This is a genomic window from Anabaena subtropica FACHB-260, assembly GCF_014697105.1.
GTDB lineage: Bacteria > Cyanobacteriota > Cyanobacteriia > Cyanobacteriales > Nostocaceae > Trichormus > Trichormus subtropicus.
Map to the genome: position 1 here is coordinate 28672 of NZ_JACJRF010000003.1, position 20643 is coordinate 49314.

At 39.5% G+C, this 20643-nt stretch carries 18 protein-coding genes; 12 read left to right on the forward strand and 6 right to left on the reverse strand.

Going from position 1 to position 20643, the window contains the following annotated elements; genetic code table 11:
* Positions 1–477 precede the first annotated feature (477 nt).
* Together H6G18_RS02430 and H6G18_RS02435 are read left to right on the forward strand one after the other, a co-directional pair.
* Positions 478–720: a hypothetical protein gene (locus H6G18_RS02430; RefSeq protein ID WP_190405494.1), complete on the forward strand. Its 243-nt coding sequence runs from the start codon at positions 478–480 to the stop codon at positions 718–720.
* Between the two features lie 129 nt (positions 721–849).
* Entirely contained in the window at positions 850–1137 is a 288-nt protein-coding gene (locus H6G18_RS02435; RefSeq protein WP_190405495.1) for a hypothetical protein, read from the forward strand.
* 17 nt (positions 1138–1154) lie between these two features.
* Here H6G18_RS02435 and H6G18_RS02440 read toward each other — a convergent pair whose 3' ends face one another.
* Together H6G18_RS02440 and H6G18_RS02445 are read right to left on the reverse strand one after the other, a co-directional pair.
* Entirely contained in the window at positions 1155–1925 is a 771-nt protein-coding gene (locus tag H6G18_RS02440; RefSeq protein ID WP_190405496.1) for an SDR family NAD(P)-dependent oxidoreductase, read from the reverse strand.
* A 40-nt stretch (positions 1926–1965) separates the two neighbouring features.
* Entirely contained in the window at positions 1966–2178 is a 213-nt protein-coding gene (locus H6G18_RS02445) for a helix-turn-helix domain-containing protein (RefSeq protein WP_010995593.1), read from the reverse strand.
* Positions 2179–2398: 220 nt separating this feature from the next.
* Here H6G18_RS02445 and H6G18_RS02450 point away from each other — a divergent pair, with 220 nt between their 5' ends.
* Positions 2399–2884, forward strand: a complete 486-nt coding sequence (locus tag H6G18_RS02450) for a hypothetical protein (protein ID WP_190405497.1) — start codon at positions 2399–2401, stop codon at positions 2882–2884.
* Between the two features lie 84 nt (positions 2885–2968).
* On the opposite strand, the gene H6G18_RS02455 is transcribed toward H6G18_RS02450, so the two are convergent.
* Positions 2969–3871: a S1 RNA-binding domain-containing protein gene (locus H6G18_RS02455; RefSeq protein WP_190405498.1), complete on the reverse strand. Its 903-nt coding sequence runs from the start codon at positions 3869–3871 to the stop codon at positions 2969–2971.
* A 99-nt stretch (positions 3872–3970) separates the two neighbouring features.
* Positions 3971–4717 (reverse strand): dienelactone hydrolase family protein, encoded by a 747-nt coding sequence (locus H6G18_RS02460; protein WP_190405499.1) that lies wholly within the window; start codon positions 4715–4717, stop codon positions 3971–3973.
* A 148-nt stretch (positions 4718–4865) separates the two neighbouring features.
* On the opposite strand from H6G18_RS02460, the gene H6G18_RS02465 reads away from it, so the two are divergent.
* The 4 genes from H6G18_RS02465 to H6G18_RS02480 all read left to right on the forward strand — a co-directional run bounded on the left by H6G18_RS02465 (position 4866) and on the right by H6G18_RS02480 (position 11655).
* On the forward strand, positions 4866–5849 hold the full coding sequence (locus tag H6G18_RS02465) for a GntR family transcriptional regulator (RefSeq protein ID WP_190405635.1): 984 nt from the start codon (positions 4866–4868) through the stop codon (positions 5847–5849).
* 1111 nt (positions 5850–6960) lie between these two features.
* Positions 6961–8154: a GspE/PulE/PilB domain-containing protein gene (locus H6G18_RS02470; RefSeq protein WP_190405500.1), complete on the forward strand. Its 1194-nt coding sequence runs from the start codon at positions 6961–6963 to the stop codon at positions 8152–8154.
* A 331-nt stretch (positions 8155–8485) separates the two neighbouring features.
* Complete coding sequence (locus tag H6G18_RS02475) at positions 8486–9169, forward strand: Crp/Fnr family transcriptional regulator (protein ID WP_190405501.1); 684 nt, start codon at positions 8486–8488, stop codon at positions 9167–9169.
* A 701-nt stretch (positions 9170–9870) separates the two neighbouring features.
* Positions 9871–11655 carry a M61 family metallopeptidase gene (locus tag H6G18_RS02480; protein ID WP_190405502.1) on the forward strand — a complete coding sequence of 595 codons (1785 nt, stop codon included), beginning with the start codon at positions 9871–9873 and terminating at the stop codon, positions 11653–11655.
* Positions 11656–11781: 126 nt separating this feature from the next.
* On the opposite strand, the gene H6G18_RS02485 is transcribed toward H6G18_RS02480, so the two are convergent.
* On the reverse strand, positions 11782–12033 hold the full coding sequence (locus H6G18_RS02485; RefSeq protein WP_242040154.1) for an AAA-like domain-containing protein: 252 nt from the start codon (positions 12031–12033) through the stop codon (positions 11782–11784).
* A gap of 160 nt (positions 12034–12193) precedes the next feature.
* Positions 12194–12979, reverse strand: a complete 786-nt coding sequence (locus H6G18_RS02490; RefSeq protein ID WP_190405503.1) for a phosphate ABC transporter ATP-binding protein — start codon at positions 12977–12979, stop codon at positions 12194–12196.
* Between the two features lie 1553 nt (positions 12980–14532).
* Between H6G18_RS02490 and H6G18_RS02495 the strand changes: the two genes are divergently transcribed.
* From H6G18_RS02495 to H6G18_RS02515, 5 genes are all read left to right on the forward strand, one after another.
* A complete protein-coding gene (locus tag H6G18_RS02495) occupies positions 14533–15543 on the forward strand; it encodes a PstS family phosphate ABC transporter substrate-binding protein (protein WP_190405504.1) in 1011 nt (336 codons plus the stop codon).
* Positions 15544–15655: 112 nt separating this feature from the next.
* Positions 15656–16570, forward strand: coding sequence for a phosphate ABC transporter permease subunit PstC (gene pstC, locus H6G18_RS02500; protein ID WP_190405637.1), 915 nt, complete (start codon positions 15656–15658; stop codon positions 16568–16570).
* A gap of 1 nt (position 16571) precedes the next feature.
* Entirely contained in the window at positions 16572–17495 is a 924-nt protein-coding gene (gene pstA / locus H6G18_RS02505; RefSeq protein WP_190405505.1) for a phosphate ABC transporter permease PstA, read from the forward strand.
* Positions 17489–18283, forward strand: a complete 795-nt coding sequence (pstB, locus tag H6G18_RS02510) for a phosphate ABC transporter ATP-binding protein PstB (RefSeq protein WP_190405506.1) — start codon at positions 17489–17491, stop codon at positions 18281–18283. The genes pstA and pstB overlap by 7 nt, the downstream gene beginning before the upstream one ends.
* Before the next feature lie 841 nt (positions 18284–19124).
* Complete coding sequence (locus H6G18_RS02515; protein WP_190405507.1) at positions 19125–20633, forward strand: UbiD family decarboxylase; 1509 nt, start codon at positions 19125–19127, stop codon at positions 20631–20633.
* Positions 20634–20643: the final 10 nt, after the last annotated feature.

Genomic DNA, 20643 nt, shown 5'->3' on the forward strand with positions numbered 1-20643 from the left:
TAAATCTGGTTGTAGATTTTTAGGTAATTAACCTAAAATTACGTCTCATTACAATTTAATTTGAGTTATGTAAGGTTCATACTCGATTTCTGAAATAACTGTAGGAGAGCCACTGCGTTGGTGAAGCAACGCGGTCTTTTCTTCGTTCCCTGCGGGAAGCTTCGCGTTCGTGGAGCGTGTCGGAGACAGATGTTTCACAAAGGGAGTTTCCTCCATGAGCGATTGCCGAAAGGGTTTTCCGGCTTATTCGCTCTTAGCGTTCCCGCAGGGTAGCAAGTGGCTTTGGGCAATACCCACTCTACAGATACTGAGATTTTTTCAATAATCAAATCGGATTTCCACATAGACCATAATTAATGAATTATGTCTAATTATTTATTAAGAACACCTTGATTTATTTGATACAACTTGGAAATATCAGAATTAGGTTAAACATAATTCCCAGTTTAATCTTTGTAAACTTAAGGAGTTTAATTCATGGCTAACATCACAATCGATACACTATATCTAACAGGTTATGATTTGCTTTGTGATTTTGAGAGCTTTCTTAATGAACTATTTCCCGAGGAAATGTCATCTATCCAAGGAGGTTTTTGGGGTAAATCTTCTGGGTATAATTCCTTTTCTGGAGGTGGCTTTTCAGGACATAGTGGCTCTTATAACTCGTTTTCTGGCGGGTCTTTTGGCTACGGTGGCTACCGCAAGAAGTTCTGGTATTAACTGTTAGTGAATAGCCAATTGTGATTTTTAATAAAAATAGACACAATTGGATTTATAACTTGGCCACCTATATAATTGAGGGAATGAGGATAGCCATCTACCTAATTTAAATCAGTAAAGCTGATAATTATGTCACATCAAATCCCTGAATTAACTTTAGAAACACAAGCTAACATAATTGGTGGCGTTAATCTTTCCATCACCAATAATACTGACAAGAATCTGACTCAAATTCGTATTGACAAGGGTAGTGCTAGAATTCGGGTTAATTTAGGAGAAGTATCCCCAAATCAAAACTTTCGTAGTCAATCTGGGGATTGTAGGTCTTATTTTGATGAATTTACTGGACAATTTACTTTTTCGTGTAGTTTAAGAGATTCTAGCGGAACTGGAGAAAACTTTTTTCCTAGTTTATAGACTCTCATGAGCTTTAGTTACCAAGGTAACTGACTTCCGTCCCAGGAGAAAAACTGGCCACTATCACCGTCTTGGAGTTGTTCAATAACAGCCAATAATTGGCTAACAGTGCGTTCCACTGAAAATAATTTCTCCGCAGATACATTTTTTTGAAAGGGACGAGAAAGACGTGTATCTGTTGTCCCAGGATGTAAAGTCACTACTGTAGTTTTAGGACAACTTCTACTATATTCAATAGCGACATTCCGCATAAACATATTCAGCGCAGCTTTAGAGGCGCGATAGCCATACCAACCACCAAGCTGATTGTCGCCTATACTGCCTAATTTAGCAGAGATATTAGCAAAAACACTCTTATCATCATGTCGAAACAAAGGCAAAAGGTGTTTAGCTAGGAGAATAGCGCCTATACTGTTGACTTGAAAGTAACGCAGTAAATTTTCTGAATTAATTTGTCTCAAACTTTTTTCTGGTTGTATATTTCCATCATGTAGGAGTCCTACACAGTTGATGACCAAATGTAATTTATTAGTTTCATTGCTTATCTGTTGCAAGACTTCAGCAATCTGTAACTCATCAGTAATATTCAGTGATATACAAGTTAATCGCCGGGAATATTCATCTTGCAATACTACTAAATCTGATGCTGAATCTAATCGGCGATAGGTGGCGTAAATTTTGGCGATTCTGTCATCTTGTAGCAATTTTTTGACAAAACCTAAGCCGATGCCTTGGCTAGCTCCTATGATCAAGACATTGACATGATTAATTTCATCAATAAAAGACATACAAAATAATAGCGATCGCCTACTTGATTGCAACTATAAACTATTCCTGCACTACCTCAACCAACTCCTCAATCATCACCTCAAAAGTCCGGGCTAACTTCTGAATGGCGGTAAAATCTACAGTCGCCAATCCAGGCGATCGCGCATAGGTTCTCAGAGTGCTGTAAACTACACCAGAACGGTCAGATACTTCCTTCAACGTCCAACCTCTCTGGGCCGCATACTCTCGAATCTTAAGGCGAATCATTCCCATAATTTACTCAATTCGTGACTTGTATCAGTCGCCAAATAATTGTATCATATAAAACTATCGCCCCCCGGCCTAGGAAACTGAGAGAGCGATCGCTTACTGCGGGGCATAGCCCATCGCACGTGTTAAAATACACATCCCGTAAAAAGCGAGATTCACCTTTTTTCGGAGAAATTATCTTTCCTTACGAGGATTATCTTTTTTCTTATCAGGATTATCTTTTATGGTATCATTACTCAACCCAAAAGCAATTGTCATCCGTCCATCAAAAATTGTTCACAAATCGTTAACTCCTCATCCCTTGGCACGATTTGTCACAGAAGAAGCAATTTGTTTGATGTTCCGTATTGGGTTTGATGATATCTACACAGTAGAATGCTGGCGATATGTAGTTTACGTCCACGCCAAAGGCGTAAGTACATTTGTCAGTTATGCTGATTTTCCCCCGACTGTGGGAGTACGACCACCAACCACATTAGACTTTATTAAATGGCGTAGGCGTTGGCGCAAGCAACACGACCAAGCTCACCGCAAGCAAGCACCAGAATGGTGGGAAGAATTTTTTATTAGGGAGTTTTGGCAAGCTCCTTCCGAGTCTGTGTTACACAGTTGGGGTGAATTAGTAGGGATAATTAGATTTGTCTTTAGTGAAGAAACTTTGGCAGAACTCCGCAGACACTATCGCCAAGAAAAATTATCCTTAAATTAACTAGAGTCTCCAAGGGAGGCGCACGTTAATTTAATGTCCCTGTGGTGAACATTAACCACAGAGACACAAAGAAAAGTTTACAACTTATTCATTGAGTTTATTAGCGGCTCGGTGAGCGCGTGCTTCGGCAGAGGACATGACTTCCTCGAAATTTTCTAACACTTCGCCAGGGAAGTTTTCTAAAGCTCTAGTAGAGATAGCAACTCGACCTTTACCTTCATCTAAGTCAATAACTACCGCTTTAATTATTTGACCAATTTGAAAGACTTTCTCTAGAGACTCGATGAATTTTTGACTGACTTGCTTAATATGTAGTAAGGCACTGAGACCATTTAAATCGACAAACACACCAAAAGGTTTAATCCCAGTCACTTTACCTTCTATTAACTGACCAATTTCTAACTGGCTGAAGTTGCTAGAACGAGTTACCAAACGTTGGGAAAGGACTAGTTTTTTAGTGTTGCGGTCTACGTCTAAAAAGCCAGCCGTTAAAGTATGACCCTTAAGTGATTCTAAATTATCACGCTCTGTCAAGTGCGATCGCGGAATAAATCCCCGCAAAGTTTGATAATCAACGGTGACACCACCTTTATTTACACCCGTCACCCGTACATCCACAGTCTGGGAATTTTCCTTCATTTGTGCTAATTTTTCCCAGATATGCTGAATTTCTAACTGCCGTCGAGAAAGAGTTACTTGACCTTCTGCATCCTGCTCACGGATAATCAAAAACTCAAGTTCCTCCTGCAACGGCAGCACTTCCGATAAATCGTTAACTGCTCTCAAAGAAGCCTCATCGCGGGGAATATAAGCTGACGACTTGCCACCAATATCAACGTAAGCGCCATCAGGGTCAAGTTGGAACACTTTGCCGTAGACAATTTGCCCTTTTTGAAACTGGTAGTCGTGATTTTCTAGTGCTTTGGCGAAGTCGTCCATTGTAAAAGACGAATTGGCTGTTTGAGAAAGTTTCGATTCGGAATTCATGACTATTGAAATTGAATTGTTGTTATTTGATTTGAGACCAACGGAGTTGATAATTTGTAATTAACAAAAGCGGTGGTGTGAAAATTGAGAGTCTGTAACCTAAGTTGCTAACACAGTCTTAAATAACTGCTGCACTTGTTCCCAAGCATCAGCTGCTGCTTGAGGATTATAACTGGCACGACGGTCACAGAAAAATCCGTGGTCAGCTCCATCGTAGCGGAACACACGATGAGAAATGTTGTAGTTTTCTAACTCCTTCTCGATTTGCTCTACTTGGTCTTGAGGGATACTGGCATCTTCCGTACCAAAAAAACCATAGAGTGTGCCTTTGATTTGTGGTGTAAGGCTAATGGTAGGATTTCCACCGCCAAAGGTGCGAGTAGCAATTCCCGCACCGTAAAAAGATGCAGCCGCTTTGATATCTGGTAGAGTGGCAGCAAGATAAGTCACATGACCGCCGAAGCAGAAGCCAATACAACCAAAGCCATCTTTTTTTACTTGGGGCAGAGTTTTGAGATAATCAATGGCTGATTGAATATCGCTCAGTAATTCTGATGCTGTGGTTTGCATCGCATAGCCTCTGCCAATTTCAATAGCTTCAGCTGTGTATCCAGTTTCAAAACCTGGTGCTTGGCGCTGAAATAATGCAGGAGCGATCGCCACATACCCCAATTTGGCAATTCGTTCGGTCACATCCCGAATATGCTCGTTAACTCCAAAAATCTCCTGTAAAACCACAATTCCTGGGTAAGAACCGAGTGCTTGTGGTTGTGCTAAGTAAGCAGCAATTTGCAGGTCATCTTGCGAAAGTGTCACCGTTTCCGTGACTAATGCTGGCTCAGTCATGATAATTTTTACCTGTGTTGTATGGTGAATCTTTCTGATTATTTGATATAACTAGGCTACTTCTATCAAATTTTCAACTACCAATAGTCAATATAATTACTAATTTTTAGTTCGTAATTGTAGGTGCAAGCATTCAAGAGGTTGGATGATGATTCAATTCCGTATTCAGCCAGATAGTGAAATTCCCGCATCAACCCAACTGTTCAACCAACTCCGGTTTGCGATCGCTTCTCGGCAATATCCACCCGCATACAAATTGCCAAGCACAAGGGCTTTGGCAATGCAAACGGGTTTACACCGTAATACTATTAGTAAAGTCTACCGTCAGCTAGAGGAAGACGGTTTTGTCGAAAGTTTGGCTGGTTCAGGGATTTACGTCCGCGCTCAAGGTCATGAAGGTGGTAGTAGGCTACAATCGCCAATTCTCACACAACATCCTGAAGCATCAAAAGTTTTGCAGCAAGCACTTGATGAACTGCTAAGTCAAGACTATTCACTCAGCCAAGCACGGGAGATATTTTTAGCAGAAATTGACTGGCGCTTGCGTTGTAGTGCGCGGGTGTTGGTAGCAGCGCCTGCTCAAGATATGGGTGTTGGGGAATTAATGGCTTATGAATTAGAAGAAGAGCTAGAAATACCCGTGCAGATAGTAGCGATAGATGAGTTAGCGTCCGTACTAGATAAAACTACCTCGGCAACTGTCGTCACCAGTCGCTATTTTATCAATGATGTGGAGGCGATCGCTGCTCCTAAAGCCATCCGTGTAATTCCTCTGGATATCTATGACTACAACAAAGAAATCAACTTGCTGAAAAATTTAGCCAAAGATAACTGTGTAGGGATAGTCAGCCTCAGTTCAGGAGTTGGTCGCCAAGCAGAAGTCATCCTTCACGGATTGCGGGGTGATGATTTATTGGTGATGACTGCCCAACCAAAGGATACTTATAAAATGCAGGCGATCGTCAAGCGGGCTGAAGTGATTATCACCGACCAAGCCTGTTATGCAACTGTACAAGCAGCAGTGCAAGCAGCCTCCGAAGATATTATTCGCCCACCAAAACTAATTAAAGTGGAAAATTACATCGGCACAAATTCGATTAACTTGCTTAAACGAGAACTGGGATTGGGCTAAGAAAGAGTATAGGGACAAAAATTTTTGTTTGTTTTGAAAGCGGAAATTCTCACCATCTTCCCATAACCTTAACCCTAGAGCTAATTTATGGGTATTACTACGTGATCAGAATCTTCATCCTCACCAGATTCTCTTTGGTGAGGACTTTGATTATTTATATAACTATTTTTTATATAACAATAATTAAATATTAAAATTACCGTATACTACGATACACGAAAAAGCGCTCATAGTTTTGCTCCTGGGCGCTTATCGTGTAAGTTTATACCAAATTACTTTTCTGACGTAACAGTTAAAATCTGCAATCTCCTTTCAGGAAAAGCATTGCAGCGATTGCTTGTAACAAACATTTAAGTAAAGAGGTATCACTCCTTGCACTAATTAAGAATATCTTTTTTCAGATAAAAATAAGCCTTTAATAAGTGCCAGTTTATGAACTGACCATAGTCAAAAATCATTCATTGTGCATAGTGTCTAATAAAACATAATTAAGAGTACTAAGTTATTAATGAATAATTTCATACCAAACTTAATAAGTTCTGCACATAGATGACTCTCTCAAGGTATTCACCATACCAATTCAAAATTAAGAAAGCTAGGCATAACAAAGTTTTGGGAGCGTTTATCTGCCACATTCTTTTTTCAAATTGGTATTGAATAATACCAATTTTAGTCAACCTCACTCAAACAAAATTTTTGTGGCATTTTGGCAACCAAGGCGGTGCTGATGCAGTTTAAATGAGATATCAAGAGGGTAACGGGACAGTAGAACTTCAACTAAGGGATAAATGTTACCGACAATAGCCCTTAGGACGCCCACCCTATCGCCAGTTGTTGATTCAGTGCTGTAGATTAACTCTACATAGATAAAAAGTAAAATCTCCGCACTGAATCACCGCTTCACTACAACTGGCTAGAAATCAACCAAAAAATAAATACACTAAAACCAAGAAAAAAGACTAAAGGCTCTGAGGTTAGTAAGTTTTTACTCAGCACACATTACTTTTTCAATAGTGAACTTGACGATTATTCCTTTAACTCAGTATATTTATTTACTGCCAAGTGCCTAAGAGCAAAATAGAATATAAAGAAACATCAAATAAGCAAACCTATGTGGTCTTCAGAGGGCAAACCAGCTGATACCGGAGCAAATAGACAACAATTGCTCAACACAACTCCAATTAATTGGGAGCAAGAGTCCGAACGTGAGCAAATATTCGAGCTAATTGACAGTCTCTTGTCCTTTGAAGCTTGCCTATATCACCAGATTTTGCCCTTGAGATTACAAAATAATAGGTTATCGCTAGGTATGGTTAATCCAGAAGATAGCGGAGCATTAGATTATGTAAATCGCATTATGTCCTATATTAAAGGCACAATAGAGACTCAAGAAATTACCACTGAAATCCACTGCACCATACTTTCAGCCTACCTTAGCTATAAGAACACATCTCACTTAGAAGTCAAACCAGCAGAACAGCCAGCAACAGAGATTAATTTAGCAAAGAGTATAAATACTGCATCCTACCTACATCACTCCACAACCCCATCATCAGAAGTACAGCAGTCACATAAATATTCCGAGCCACAAATAGACGTTTCTCCACTGTCCCATTCTCAGAATTATTCTCAAACTGCCAAAAATCTTTCGGAAGTCAGTACAACACAAGAAGTGCCAACAGTTCTGCTGAGTGATGTCACGGTTTTACAAATGCAAGCTCCAGAACTATTCAGCCCGATTGAAGCACTTGTCAATTTACCCTCTAGAAAATTGTTGGAAGAATTGCTGGGACGAGTTTTAGGTGGGGGAATTGGTCGCTTATATTTGGAAAGACAGCCATATCAAGGAAGAATCATCTGGAGTGATAATGGAGTCTTGCAGTCTGTATTAGAAAATTTACCTCTCTCTGTTTTCCAAGGAGTACTTAACGAATTGAAGCGTTTTGCTGCACTTCCTCTTAGCACACTTGCAGAACCACAACAGATAGAGAAAGAATGCCAATACCAAAACAGCCGTTTATTATTACGCATACGTGTAATGCCCGGAATAAATGGCGAAGAGGCTACATTGCAAGTACTCAGGGGAGCTGCTTTAAAATTTTATCAACAACAACAGTTAGATCGTCTTAGCCGAGATGTCATAGGTATTTCTCAACAACTCAGCTATAAGTTGCATGAACTACAGCAACGCTTACTGCTGAATCCTCACCTCAAATCTGAGCAATCTGAGGCTTTGTCTATGCTCACTCGACTAGTGGAAAACTTAGACCAACAAGTTAAAATACTGACGGCAAATAATCAGTGAACAAAAAAAAGTAAATCATAGTGCTGTCAGTAAAACTTCTGATTTCGATTTTTACCATAATTGTTATGTTGTAATGATAAGCCAGACTATCTTTTACAGAGGTTTTGGTGAAATCTGTCAATATTTTTTAGAGAAATCCATAAGCCAGAATAAAGAAAACTTTCATAGCCAAGTTTGATGTTTAAAAAACAAGATTACTATAGCTACTTGTTTTGTCATCATTCTGAATTATTACCAAATTTTTTCTAAATTTATCGCCATATCTTGGCTGTAAAACTTTTACTTGACAGCTTAATTTTCAACTAGCAAATTCACTTTTAGTAGATATTTCATGCAAACTGAGGTTTTTAGTGAAATTTTTCCCTTATTGAGTACAGCCAATCCACAAACATTAGAATGGCTACTCAACGTTGCAATTGAACACGAGTATCCTACTGGCAGAGCCGTTTTAATGGAAGATGCCTGGGGTAATGCAGTTTATTTTGTTGTGTCTGGCTGGGTGAAAGTCCGACGTACCTGTGGAGATGATTCTGTAGCCTTGGCAATTTTAGGGAGGGGTGATTTTTTTGGAGAAATGGCTATTTTAGATGAATCTCCTCGGTCAACAGATGTAATTGCTCTTTCCCCAGTCAAATTACTCAGTATTTCCAGGGAACGTTTTATTCAAATTCTATTTAAAGATCCACAACTACATCATAGAATGCTGCAACTAATGGTGCGGCGATTACGACAAATTAACCAACGCTTACAAATCCGTTCTTCACCACCTGCTGTTAAATTAGCTCATACCTTAGTTAGTTTAGGCGAAAGCTATGGTCAGAAATCAGACCAAGGCAAGGAAATTTTTAATATTCCTTTTAAGGATTTAGCAGAAGTTACAGAAATTAGTGTGGAAGAAACCACAAAAATTATGGAGAAATTGCATGATAAAGGATGGATAAAAATTGACAGTGTTAATGATATTATTTATCTCATCAACTTCAAGCAATTGCTAAATTTAGCAGGAAAGATTTAATGAAAATTTGGTCTGTCGTACTAGTTTTGATGTTTCGTAATAAGGGCTTTAGTTCTGAATACGATTTGATATGGGCATCAATTCAAAATTGACAGAGTACCATACTACTCCTAATTGATTTTTGTTGGCGTAGCCTGTGCTGGCGCTTAAAAATTTAGTACAACTCCAAAAACCTTCTTTTTTATTCCTCCATTCCCGATTTCCCCTTTCCTATCTTAGCCAGTACTTTTAGAAATAAAAGCTAGAAATCAAAGCGGACTACCATAGTAGAAAAAATTAGTCCTGGTGAATTTCATACAGTACCAAATATGAAAGAGGGTCTAGGGACTAGAGACGAGAAGCAAGTATTCTGACTCCTAGCTACTGAATTATTACGTAAATATTAAATTTTTAGTATGCGTTAACGAAGTTTAACGTAACATGATTGAATGTCATGTTTACTTGATAAATAACCTCTGATAAATGTATTTTTGATGCTATGGCAAGTCTGCGCTCAAACAGGACAACCTAGAAATAACAAGATTTTTAGAGTTGTCTTTTAGTAGACTGAGTGATGTTGCTTATGTCATAGTCACTAGTATTAATGAGCCTCTAAATACTGAGTCTGCATTGCTTAACTATTGACTATTGACCAGTAACTATTAACTATTAACTATGTATGGATTGACTTTTGACTCAGAACTTATCACTCTTAACAACAGATGACTGAAGCGACAGCACCTCGTATCGATATTGGCGTTCAGGACACCGTGCCGACAATTAATTACCTGGTGGCAATGCCCCAACCAGAGACGCATCTATTTGAGGTGAGTTTGCAAATTGTAAACTATTCATCACCAATTCTTGACTTAAGAATGCCGGTGTGGACACCAGGATCATATTTGGTGCGCGAGTACGCCAAAAATTTACAAGATTTCACTGCTTTTGCAGGAGATAAAGTTTTACCTTGGCGGAAAATCAGTAAAAACCACTGGCAAATCAATAAAGGTGATGTATCAGAAGTAACGGTGCGCTATCGCATTTTTGCAAACGAACTATCAGTGCGGACAAATCATTTGGATGCTACCCACGGCTATTTCAATGGGGCAGCATTGTTTTTCAGACTACCAGGATGGGAAAATCTACCTATTTGCGTTACTATTGTACCTCCCAGCCCCCAATGGCGGGTAACTACTCCCTTACCCACAATTGGTGAGCAATCTCATACTTTCTATGCTGCTGACTTTGATACCCTTGTAGATAGCCCTTTTGAGATTGGGGAACACCAGTTATATCACTTTGATGTGTTAGGAAAGCCTCATGAATTGGCAATCTGGGGGCAAGGAAATTGTCAAGTACAGCAGCTGATTAGCGATACTCAAAAAATTATCCAAGTAGAAGCGCAGATGTTTGGCGGATTGCCTTATGAGCGATACGTCTTTTTGCTGCATTTATTTGCCCAAGCTTACGGAGGTTTGGAGCATAAAAATAGCTGTTCTTTGATTTATCAGCGTTTTGGATTTCGCTCTCAAGATAAGTATGAACGCTTTATCCAATTAGTGGCACACGAGTTTTTCCACTTGTGGAATGTCAAGCGAATTCGTCCTCAAGCATTAGAGGTGTTTAACTATGACCAAGAAAATTACACACCTTCTTTGTGGTTCTGCGAGGGAACTACTAGTTATTACGACCTGCTGATTCCTTTACGAGCAGGCATTTATGATGCCAAGACTTTTTTAAATTATTGGGGTAAGGAGATAAGTAGGTTACTTACAACACCAGGACGGAAAGTGCAACCACTTTCTGAGTCGAGTTTCGATGCTTGGATTAAACTCTATCGTCCAGATACAAATACTGGCAATTCTCAAGTCTCCTACTATTTGAAGGGAGAAATGGTATCTTTGTTGCTAGATTTGCTGATTAGAGAGCGGTATCGGAATCAGCGATCGCTAGATGATGTGATGCGCCAAATGTGGCAAAAATTCGGACAAGCCGAAATTGGCTATACTCCAGAACAGTTACAGGCGGTAATTGAATCGGTAGCTGGAGTTGATTTGACGGATTTCTTTGCACGCTATATCGATGGCACAGAAGAATTGCCCTTCAATAAGTACTTAGAGCCTTTTGGGTTGCATTTGGTAACAGAGAGAGAGGAAGAACCTTATTTGGGAGTGAAGGTAAACACGGAAAATGGCCGGGAGATGATTAAGTTTGTCGAGGCTGGTTCACCTGCTCAACTGGCAGGAATTGACGCAGGTGATGAGTTGCTAGCCATTTCTGGCATCAAAATCACAGCCCATCAATTGAGCGATCGCCTCAAAGATTATCAACCAAATGATACTATCCAGGTAACAGTTTTTCACCAAGATGAACTGCGTACCTATACAGTAACTCTAGGAACACCACGCCCTAGCAAGTATCAGCTACTGGCGATACATAATCCCAATGCCACACAGCAAGAAAACTTTGCTGGGTGGCTTGGTGCTTCCATATCTACTGTCAGTTGATAACAATAGACAAATTCTTTTTTTGTTTTCCCTGTAATCCATAGTCAGGTGAGAAAAGAAACAACCTATACAATGGGGGAGATTAGTCAATTTATGAAAGATTACTCTCCCTCATCATCTATTGTTTCAACTCTCAGTAATAATTTGATTGCGGAAATACAGACGATATAACTCACACGCAGGAGTGTAGCGATCGCCTTGTTTGGTAGCTTGTGTTATGACCCTAAGAATCAGCGAAGTTTTTCCCATCTTCTTGGATGCTTTGATGCGAATAATACCTCCTGGTTTAGCTATTTCTGCATAAATTCTTTCCTCGACTGGTGGACGAAGAATATAAAATTTGGAGTTAAAAGATACTGGGATACTAGGAGATTCCAAGGATATGGCAGTAGTAATTCGATGAAATTCTTTAATTAATTGTTGATTTGCTTTGCTTAAACAACGAGATTCTAGTGAAGAGCGAAAGTTGAATTGAGTAATAGGTTCTTGCCAAGGTGAGAATAAGTCAAAGAGCCAAAATTCTAACTCCCAAATTGTATTATCCTAGACGGGCTAAAACATAATCACGAGTGCGAGAATCATGAGGGCTATTAAAGATTTTCTTGGTAAGACCGAATTCCACTAATTGACCAATTCGATTTTCATTACTGTGGAAAAATGCCGTGAAATCTGATATGCGACTAACTTGGGATAAATTATGGCTAACTATGACTATTGTCAATTCAGAACGAAGCCGTAAACTTTGAATTAAGCTTTCTACCTTCATACTAGCTATGGGGTCAAGACCAAAACAAGGTTCATCCATCAACAAGACTTTCGGTTTAACTGCTAAAGCACGAGCAATACAGAGTCTCTGTTGTTGACCGCCAGAAAGGTCTAACGCTGATTTATGTATTTTATGTTTCACCTCATCCCAAAGATCAGCATCTTTGAGTGCAGATTCTACAATACCGTCTATTTCTACTTTTGGTCGCCATCCAACTATTTTTACTCCATAAGCAACATTATCATAAACACTCATTGGAAAAAGATTTGGCTTAGGATGTACGATGCTCACTTGTCGGCGTAGCCGATTCACGTTAACTCGACGCTCATAAATATTTTGATTATAAAATTCAACTCTACCTTCAATTCGCACTTCTGTCTCTAATTCATTCATGCGATTGAGGCATTTAATAAAGGTAGATTTTCCACAACCACTAGGGCCAATAATAGCAGTTACCTTGCTCTGGTAAATATCTATAGACACCCCTTCAAGTATTTTTTGGGTGTCACAATAAAAGCTGAGATTTTTGACTCTGATGGCTGGAATTAGTTTATTCATGCTCTAAAAAACTTGCAATAAATATTGACTCGACAAAATAGTAAAAATCAGTGCTGCTGTTTCTCGATTTGTGAAGCCAATATTGAATAGTCATGGTTTCGCTTCAGGAAGACCAGTATTCATTTATAGCTAGATAGCAGTGTTCATTATGCAGATATTTGCATCAACATTATTTTCCTAATCAAATCAACGTGGTATGATTTCATCAAGTTAAAATCAAGCAGTTTGCAACTTAGCCTAGATTTTTACAAGTTCATAAGTTTAATTTGAGGTAATCTTTTGTTTATCGGTTGAAATTATCTCATTCCTGTACCCCAAAATCAGGAATTATAATGCTTTTGTTAGCTTTAGACTGGAAAAAGTAGTATATACACTGAGTAACTTCACCCCTTCCTATCAGAGAACTTGGAAGACTTAATGTGTGAGAAAGATATTTGATGTAATACTCGTGTAATTCAGAATGGAGACTATTCTATGTAGATTTTACACAATTATAATAATTGCTATCTTAGAAGATGTATCAAAAAATATTGATAAACTCTTGCGCCTATAAGCAATAAATTTTACAAAGACTTTATAATTATTAGCCATAAGATTTTTACCTAAGAAATTAATATGTTTTTTTCATATAAAATCTCCCTGTCATGCTGAAACAGAGTTTAGACGTTAAAAACTAAAAGCTAGTGCCGCTCTGAAGTCAAAAAAAATGGTATGTCTATTTACGACGTGTTTTACTAATATTTTGGATTCAGGATAAATTGTTGTCCCGCTTCTCTTAACTACCATGCGTGATTTTACTTCTAGCTTCCTTCCACAGAAGGTTACACTAAACAAGATTTTGAATGCTGAATAATGAAAAAATCGAAAATAATATAGCCTAAAAAAATTTCAAGGCTACCAAGATAGGCAAAAGGCTCAATATTCTGCTTAAGCTATTATTTTTGGCGATTTTTTATAACTATTATTGATTTATTTTTAAAATCAGGACACTTTGAATTGCTTGATTTCCTTTTGCCATTTTCACAGTAAATGTAAGAGTTGAAGACCCATCTTTGAGAAAGTTCTGATTCATATAGCAAACTTCGCCAACACTCAAAGTAGCTCCCCTTGGCACATTAAATCACATCAAAAACAACTAACACGGGTAGCGTAGTAAAATTACGGAAAATAGGCATATTTAACTACATAACTGACTCATCCTCCATAAATCACAGTTATTTTCAGTGATAGCCGAAATTATACAAGAAATTTATACTTCCCATAGAGATTGTTAGTCATGGTCTTCGACTTCTCAAGCACGGAAGATAAAAACTAGCTGTTAGTTAACACCTAACTAGCATCCTAATGGTATGGAGGTTAGGTATACCAAGATAAATGTGCCAAAAAAATTAACCTGAATATAACCCTAAATTAATTGAATCATTATGTTTAACTGTCATTTTTTTTACAGTAAACATATTTTTTCTTCACTAGTTCTCAAATCCAGAGAACATCGTGATCCGTTTGGAGTGACTAACCCAAAACTTCACATCCAACAAACTAGGAGTGTACTTGTGAAAACAGTTAATTCTAAGCTTCATCGCCTGACTGCATTAGGTGTAATTTCAGTAGCTGCTACCTTAGGCGTATCAATATCCGCCGTGCATTCCCAAGGTGTTAGCACAGTTAAAATAGATGGTTCTAGCACCGTATTTCCAATTACGGAAGCTGTAGCAGAAGAATTTCAAAAATCTCAAGGTGGGAGAATTCGGGTTACAGTTGGTGTCTCTGGAACTGGTGGCGGATTCAAAAAATTCTGTCGCGGGGAAACAGATATTTCCAACGCTTCTCGTCCTATCTTACAAAAAGAAATTGAGGAGTGTAAAGCATCTGGTGTTCGTTATATAGAATTACCAGTAGCTTATGATGCTTTGACTGTTGTGGTTCATCCCCAAAATACATGGGCAAAAAACCTGACAGTAGCCGAACTCAAGAAAATGTGGGAACCAGGCGCACAAGGCAAAATTAATAACTGGAGTCAGATTCGTCAAGGATTCCCCAATGCACCCTTGAAATTATTTGGCCCAGGTACTAACTCTGGAACATTTGACTACTTTACCGAAGCCGTTGTTGGTAAATCTAAATCCAGTCGGGGTGATTTCACTGCTAGTGAAGATGACAACGTATTGGTACAGGGTGTTTCCCGCGACAAAAACGCCCTTGGATACTTCGGTTTTGCTTACTATTTAGAAAACAGGAACAAATTAAAGGCTGTACCTGTTAACGGTGTAACACCTTCCGAAGCAACGGTGAGAAATGGTAGTTACACTCCCTTATCTCGTCCTGTCTTTATTTACGTCAGCTCTAAATCTATTGATAAGCCAGAAGTCAAGCAATTTGTGCAGTATTACCTACGTAACGGTGCTAAGTTATCCAAAGAAGTAGGATATGTGCCTTTACCAGGGTCAGCATATACCACTGCTCAAGGCTACTTTAACAAGAAGCGTTACGGTAGTGTATTTGGCGGTAAAGAACAGGTTGGATTGAAAATTGACGAGCTAATGCGCCGTCAAGCTGTAGAATAAACCAATTTCTCAATTGGGAATTTGAGTAGAATTCAGAATTTAACAAAGGGAGGTTTTGTACCTCTCTTTGTTTGTAGACCATGATCATACAAAGAGCGATCGCACTTCCACCATGAACACTGCCCAAAAAAATCGTTTGTCCCCCAAGCTGGTACGGGACTTACGGGAACGGATAATTGAGTTTTTCCTGTTTCTGGCAGCACTTTCTTCAGTAGCAACTACGGCAGCCATCATTGCCATCTTGCTTTACGAGTCCATACTATTCTTCCAGAAAGTATCACTATGGGAATTTCTTACAGATACCCAATGGACACCTCTATTTGACGATAAGCATTATGGAATCTGGCCTCTAGTTTCCGGTACTTTAGTTACTACAGTAGTGGCTTTAGTAGTAGCAATACCACTAGGAACAATTATTGCCATTTACTTGAGTGAATTTGCACCTCCCCTAGTCAGAGAAGTAGTTAAACCAGCTTTAGAATTACTAGCAGGTGTTCCTACCGTAGTTTACGGTTATTTTGCACTTTTATTTGTCACACCACTGTTGCAGACATTCCTGCCAGAATTACCTGGATTCAATATGTTGAGTGCTGGGTTGGTCATTGGGATTATGATTATCCCCTACGTCAGTTCTCTCAGTGAAGATGCTATGCGTGCAGTTCCTACACATCTACGTGAAGGTTCTTATGCGACAGGTGCGACTCGTCTACAGACAGCATTACGAGTTGTTTTTCCTGCGTCAATTTCTGGTGTGATTGCAGCCTATATCTTAGGTATTTCTCGCGCAGCTGGTGAGACAATGGTTGTAGCGATCGCAGCTGGTGGACAACCTCAATTGACATGGAATCCCATGGAACCAGCAGCAACAATGACCGCTTATATAGTATCAGTGAGTCTTGGTGATTTGCCTCATGGCAGCCTGGAATACGAGACTATTTTTGCTGTAGGACTTTCTTTAGTGCTGATGACTTTGGTATTCAACATCATTGGTCATTTTCTTACCAAGCGCTATCGAGAAATTTATTGATATGACAAGTTTAAATATTCGCCAAATTCGCACAATTATCAATCGCAACAAGCAATATGAATATATTTTCAATATTATTGGCTTGTTATCAATGCTGGTTGGCATTGTCACCTTATTCGCCCTTATATTAGACTTATGCGGAGATGGTTTAGCCCGCATTTCCTGGGACTTTTTTACTTCATTTCCCAGTCGTAGAGCAGAACAAGCAGGTATTTTTTCAGCTTGGGTGGGAACAATATTAGTCATGCTGGTAACAGCATCAGTAGCCATTCCTCTTGGTATAGCATCGGGAATATACTTAGAAGAGTATGCCCGAAAAAACTGGCTATCTGACCTAATTGAAATTAATGTCACTAATTTAGCTGGAGTACCTTCCATTGTCTACGGACTTTTGGCATTAGGGGTGTTTGTCTATGGCTTAAATTTGGGTCAAAGTGTAATCACGGCTGGATTGACTTTGGCATTGTTGATTTTGCCAGTAGTGATTGTTTCTACTCGTGAAGCTCTGCGTGCCATTCCCGGTAGTATACGGGAAGCAGCTTACGCAATGGGTGCTTCTAAGTGGCAAATGATTTGGGATCACGTTCTACCTTATTCAACTGGCACAATTCTTACAGGGATCATTGTGGCATTGGCAAGGGCGATTGGTGAGACTGCACCACTAATTACCATAGGTGCGCTGACATTTATTGCGTTCTTACCAGACCCCCCTATAACTGGTCAATTTCCTTACATTTCTTTTGCTTGGTTACTTGCTCCATTTACTGTTTTACCCATCCAAATGTTCGATTGGGTTTCCCGTCCTCAGGCTAGTTTTCAGGTGAATGCAGCAGCAGCAGGTATTGTGCTGATAGCTATGTGCTTAAGTATGAATGCTGTAGCAATTTATCTCCGCTATCGTTTACGCAGAAAAATCAAATGGTAGAAACAACATCCCTTACCTTAGAAAGACCAATCAAAGCTGCGGTCAATTACCTAAATTTTTACTATGGTGGCAAAGTTCATGCCCTCAAAGACATTAATATGCCAGTTGGTGATAAGCAGGTAACAGCACTGATTGGCCCTTCTGGATGCGGTAAAACCACCCTTTTACGCTGTTTTAACCGGATGCACGACCTCTATTCGGGGAATCGCTACCGAGGGGAAATATCTTTAGAGCCTGACGGGATTAATTTATTGAGTAACAAAGTTGACCCCATTGAAGTCAGAATGCGGATTAGTATGGTGTTTCAAAGACCTAATCCCTTTCCTAAATCAATTTATGAAAATGTTGCCTATGGTTTGCGGGTAAGAGGTGAATCTAGAAGGGCAGTTCTTGATGAGAAGATAGAGAAAGCCCTACGTGGTGCAGCTTTGTGGGATGAAGTCAAAGATCGTTTACAAGATTTAGCCTTCAATCTTTCTGGTGGTCAGCAACAAAGGTTGTGTATTGCTCGTGCTTTGGCAACCGAGCCGGAAATAGTACTGTTTGATGAACCAACATCTGCTTTAGACCCAATTGCTACTTCTAGTATTGAAGAGTTAATTGCCCAGTTGAAAGAAACAGTCACAATTCTTATTGTGACTCATAGTATGCAGCAGGCAGCGCGTGTATCTGACTATACAGCGTTTATGTACTTAGGGGAATTAATAGAGTTTGATAAAACTGAAACAATTTTTAGCAATCCATCACATCAAAAAACAGCCGATTATGTCAACGGTCGTTTTGGTTGAGGGAAATCCTGGGATTACTTGTAAACATTATGTGTGTGCCTAAATTAACAGCTAACAATTTTTGAAATAAAAGTAGGGTGGGCATTGCACACCCTACACATATTTAGATTTTTTCAAAAATCTAATAGGATTCCTATATGTAATTGAGGTAATTAGCTATACTTAACATTAGGGAACACCAAAAAATAAATTATTCCAAATTGGCGGTTAGTAGGGTGCGTCAGTATGAATATTTTCTTGGTACAGCTAGGTTTTTAGACACTGACGCACCCTACATTTTGGGTATTTTTTTATCTGGAAGTCCCTTGTTCCCATACATAGTTAACCGGGTCTGAATGTTTATTAGATAAACCTTAGCAAGGGGTGTATTATAAAACCACTTGCTAGGGTTAGACGGTATATTCTCGCCATGTTTGATCGGGGTAGTGCTTATTTATGAGAAATAATGCCTATCCGTCATCAAGATATCTGAATTTCTTCTGATTAAGGGTTAAGAAAATTCAGTTATACGGTTAATTTAAAGTTAAAAATTCAGAAGTCATTAGTCGTTAGTTTTCTCTCATATCTCCCCGTCTTCGGTTTCGCATAGAGTTTTGTAGAAAAATAAGTTACATTTCTCACAGTATCTAGTACAGCGCTGCGTAAATAAGCGTTAAGTTGGCTGTAAGTTCAGCCCTGGAGGCTGGTTTACCTCCATAGGGACTGGCGTACCCAGAAGATGGAGTTTCCGTGAATAGGGAATTCTTTTGGCTTCTGCTTCGCGCTACTAGTCTCCAGTAGAGCAGTCAATAGCTAATAATATAAGAAGGCGCTTCACACTTCTTAAATATTTAGCTTGACTATGGCCAGAGATTTACGGGAATTTATCAAAATTTTAGAAGCAAAAGGACAATTACGGCGAATTTCTGCCTTAGTTGACCCAAATTTAGAAATTGCGGAGATTTCTAACCGGATGCTGCAAAAAGGCGGGCCGGGTTTGTTATTTGAAAACGTTAAAGGCGCATCTTTCCCTGTAGCGGTAAATCTGATGGGAACCGTGGAAAGAATATGCTGGGCGATGAATATGCAGCATCCCCAAGAGTTAGAAACACTGGGTAAAAAGCTGAGTATGTTGCAACAACCAAAACCGCCAAAGAAAATTTCTCAGGCAATAGATTTTGGTAAAGTGCTGTTTGATGTCATTAAGGCAAAACCTGGCCGGGACTTTTTTCCAGCTTGTCAGCAAGTGGTAATTCAAGGTGATGATTTAGATTTAAACAAGTTACCGTTAATACGTCCTTACCCTGGTGATGCTGGCAAGATTATCACATTGGGACTAGTAATTACAAGGGATTGTGAGACAGGTACGCCAAACGTGGGGGTGTATCGTTTGCAACTACAATCTCAGAATACAATGACAGTACATTGGTTATCAGTGCGGGGTGGGGCAAGACATTTACGCAAAGCTGCCGAAAATGGGAAAAAATTAGAAGTAGCGATCGCTCTTGGTGTAGATCCTTTAATTATCATGGCAGCCGCTACACCCATTCCTGTAGATTTATCTGAATGGCTATTTGCTGGATTGTACGGCGGTTCTGGTGTGCAGTTAGCCAAGTGTAAAACCGTAGATTTAGAAGTACCCGCAGATTCCGAGTTTGTCTTAGAAGGGACGATTACCCCAGGGGAGGTTTTACCAGATGGCCCCTTTGGCGACCACATGGGCTATTACGGCGGCGTGGAAGACTCACCCTTAATTCGCTTCCAGTGCATGACCCACCGCAAAGACCCGATCTATTTGACCACATTTAGCGGTCGTCCACCTAAAGAAGAAGCGATGATGGCGATCGCGCTTAATCGTATTTATACCCCAATTCTGCGGCAACAAGTCTCAGAAATTGTTGATTTCTTCTTACCAATGGAAGCATTAAGTTACAAAGCCGCCATTATTTCCATTGATAAAGCATACCCCGGACAAGCAAGACGAGCAGCTTTAGCCTTTTGGAGTGCATTACCCCAATTTACCTACACCAAATTTGTCATTGTCGTCGATAAAGACATCAACATTCGTGACCCCCGTCAAGTAGTATGGGCAATTAGTTCTAAAGTTGACCCCACAAGGGATGTATTCATTCTGCCAAATACACCATTTGATACTCTAGATTTTGCCAGTGAAAAAATCGGCTTGGGTGGACGGATGGGAATCGATGCAACTACCAAAATTCCTCCAGAAACAGACCATGAATGGGGTGCGCCTTTAGAGTCTGATGCAGATGTGGCGGCGATGGTAGAAAGACGATGGGCAGAGTATGGATTAGCCGAATTGCAATTAGGAGAAGTTGACCCCAATTTGTTTGGTTACGATATGAGATAGTAACCCTCCC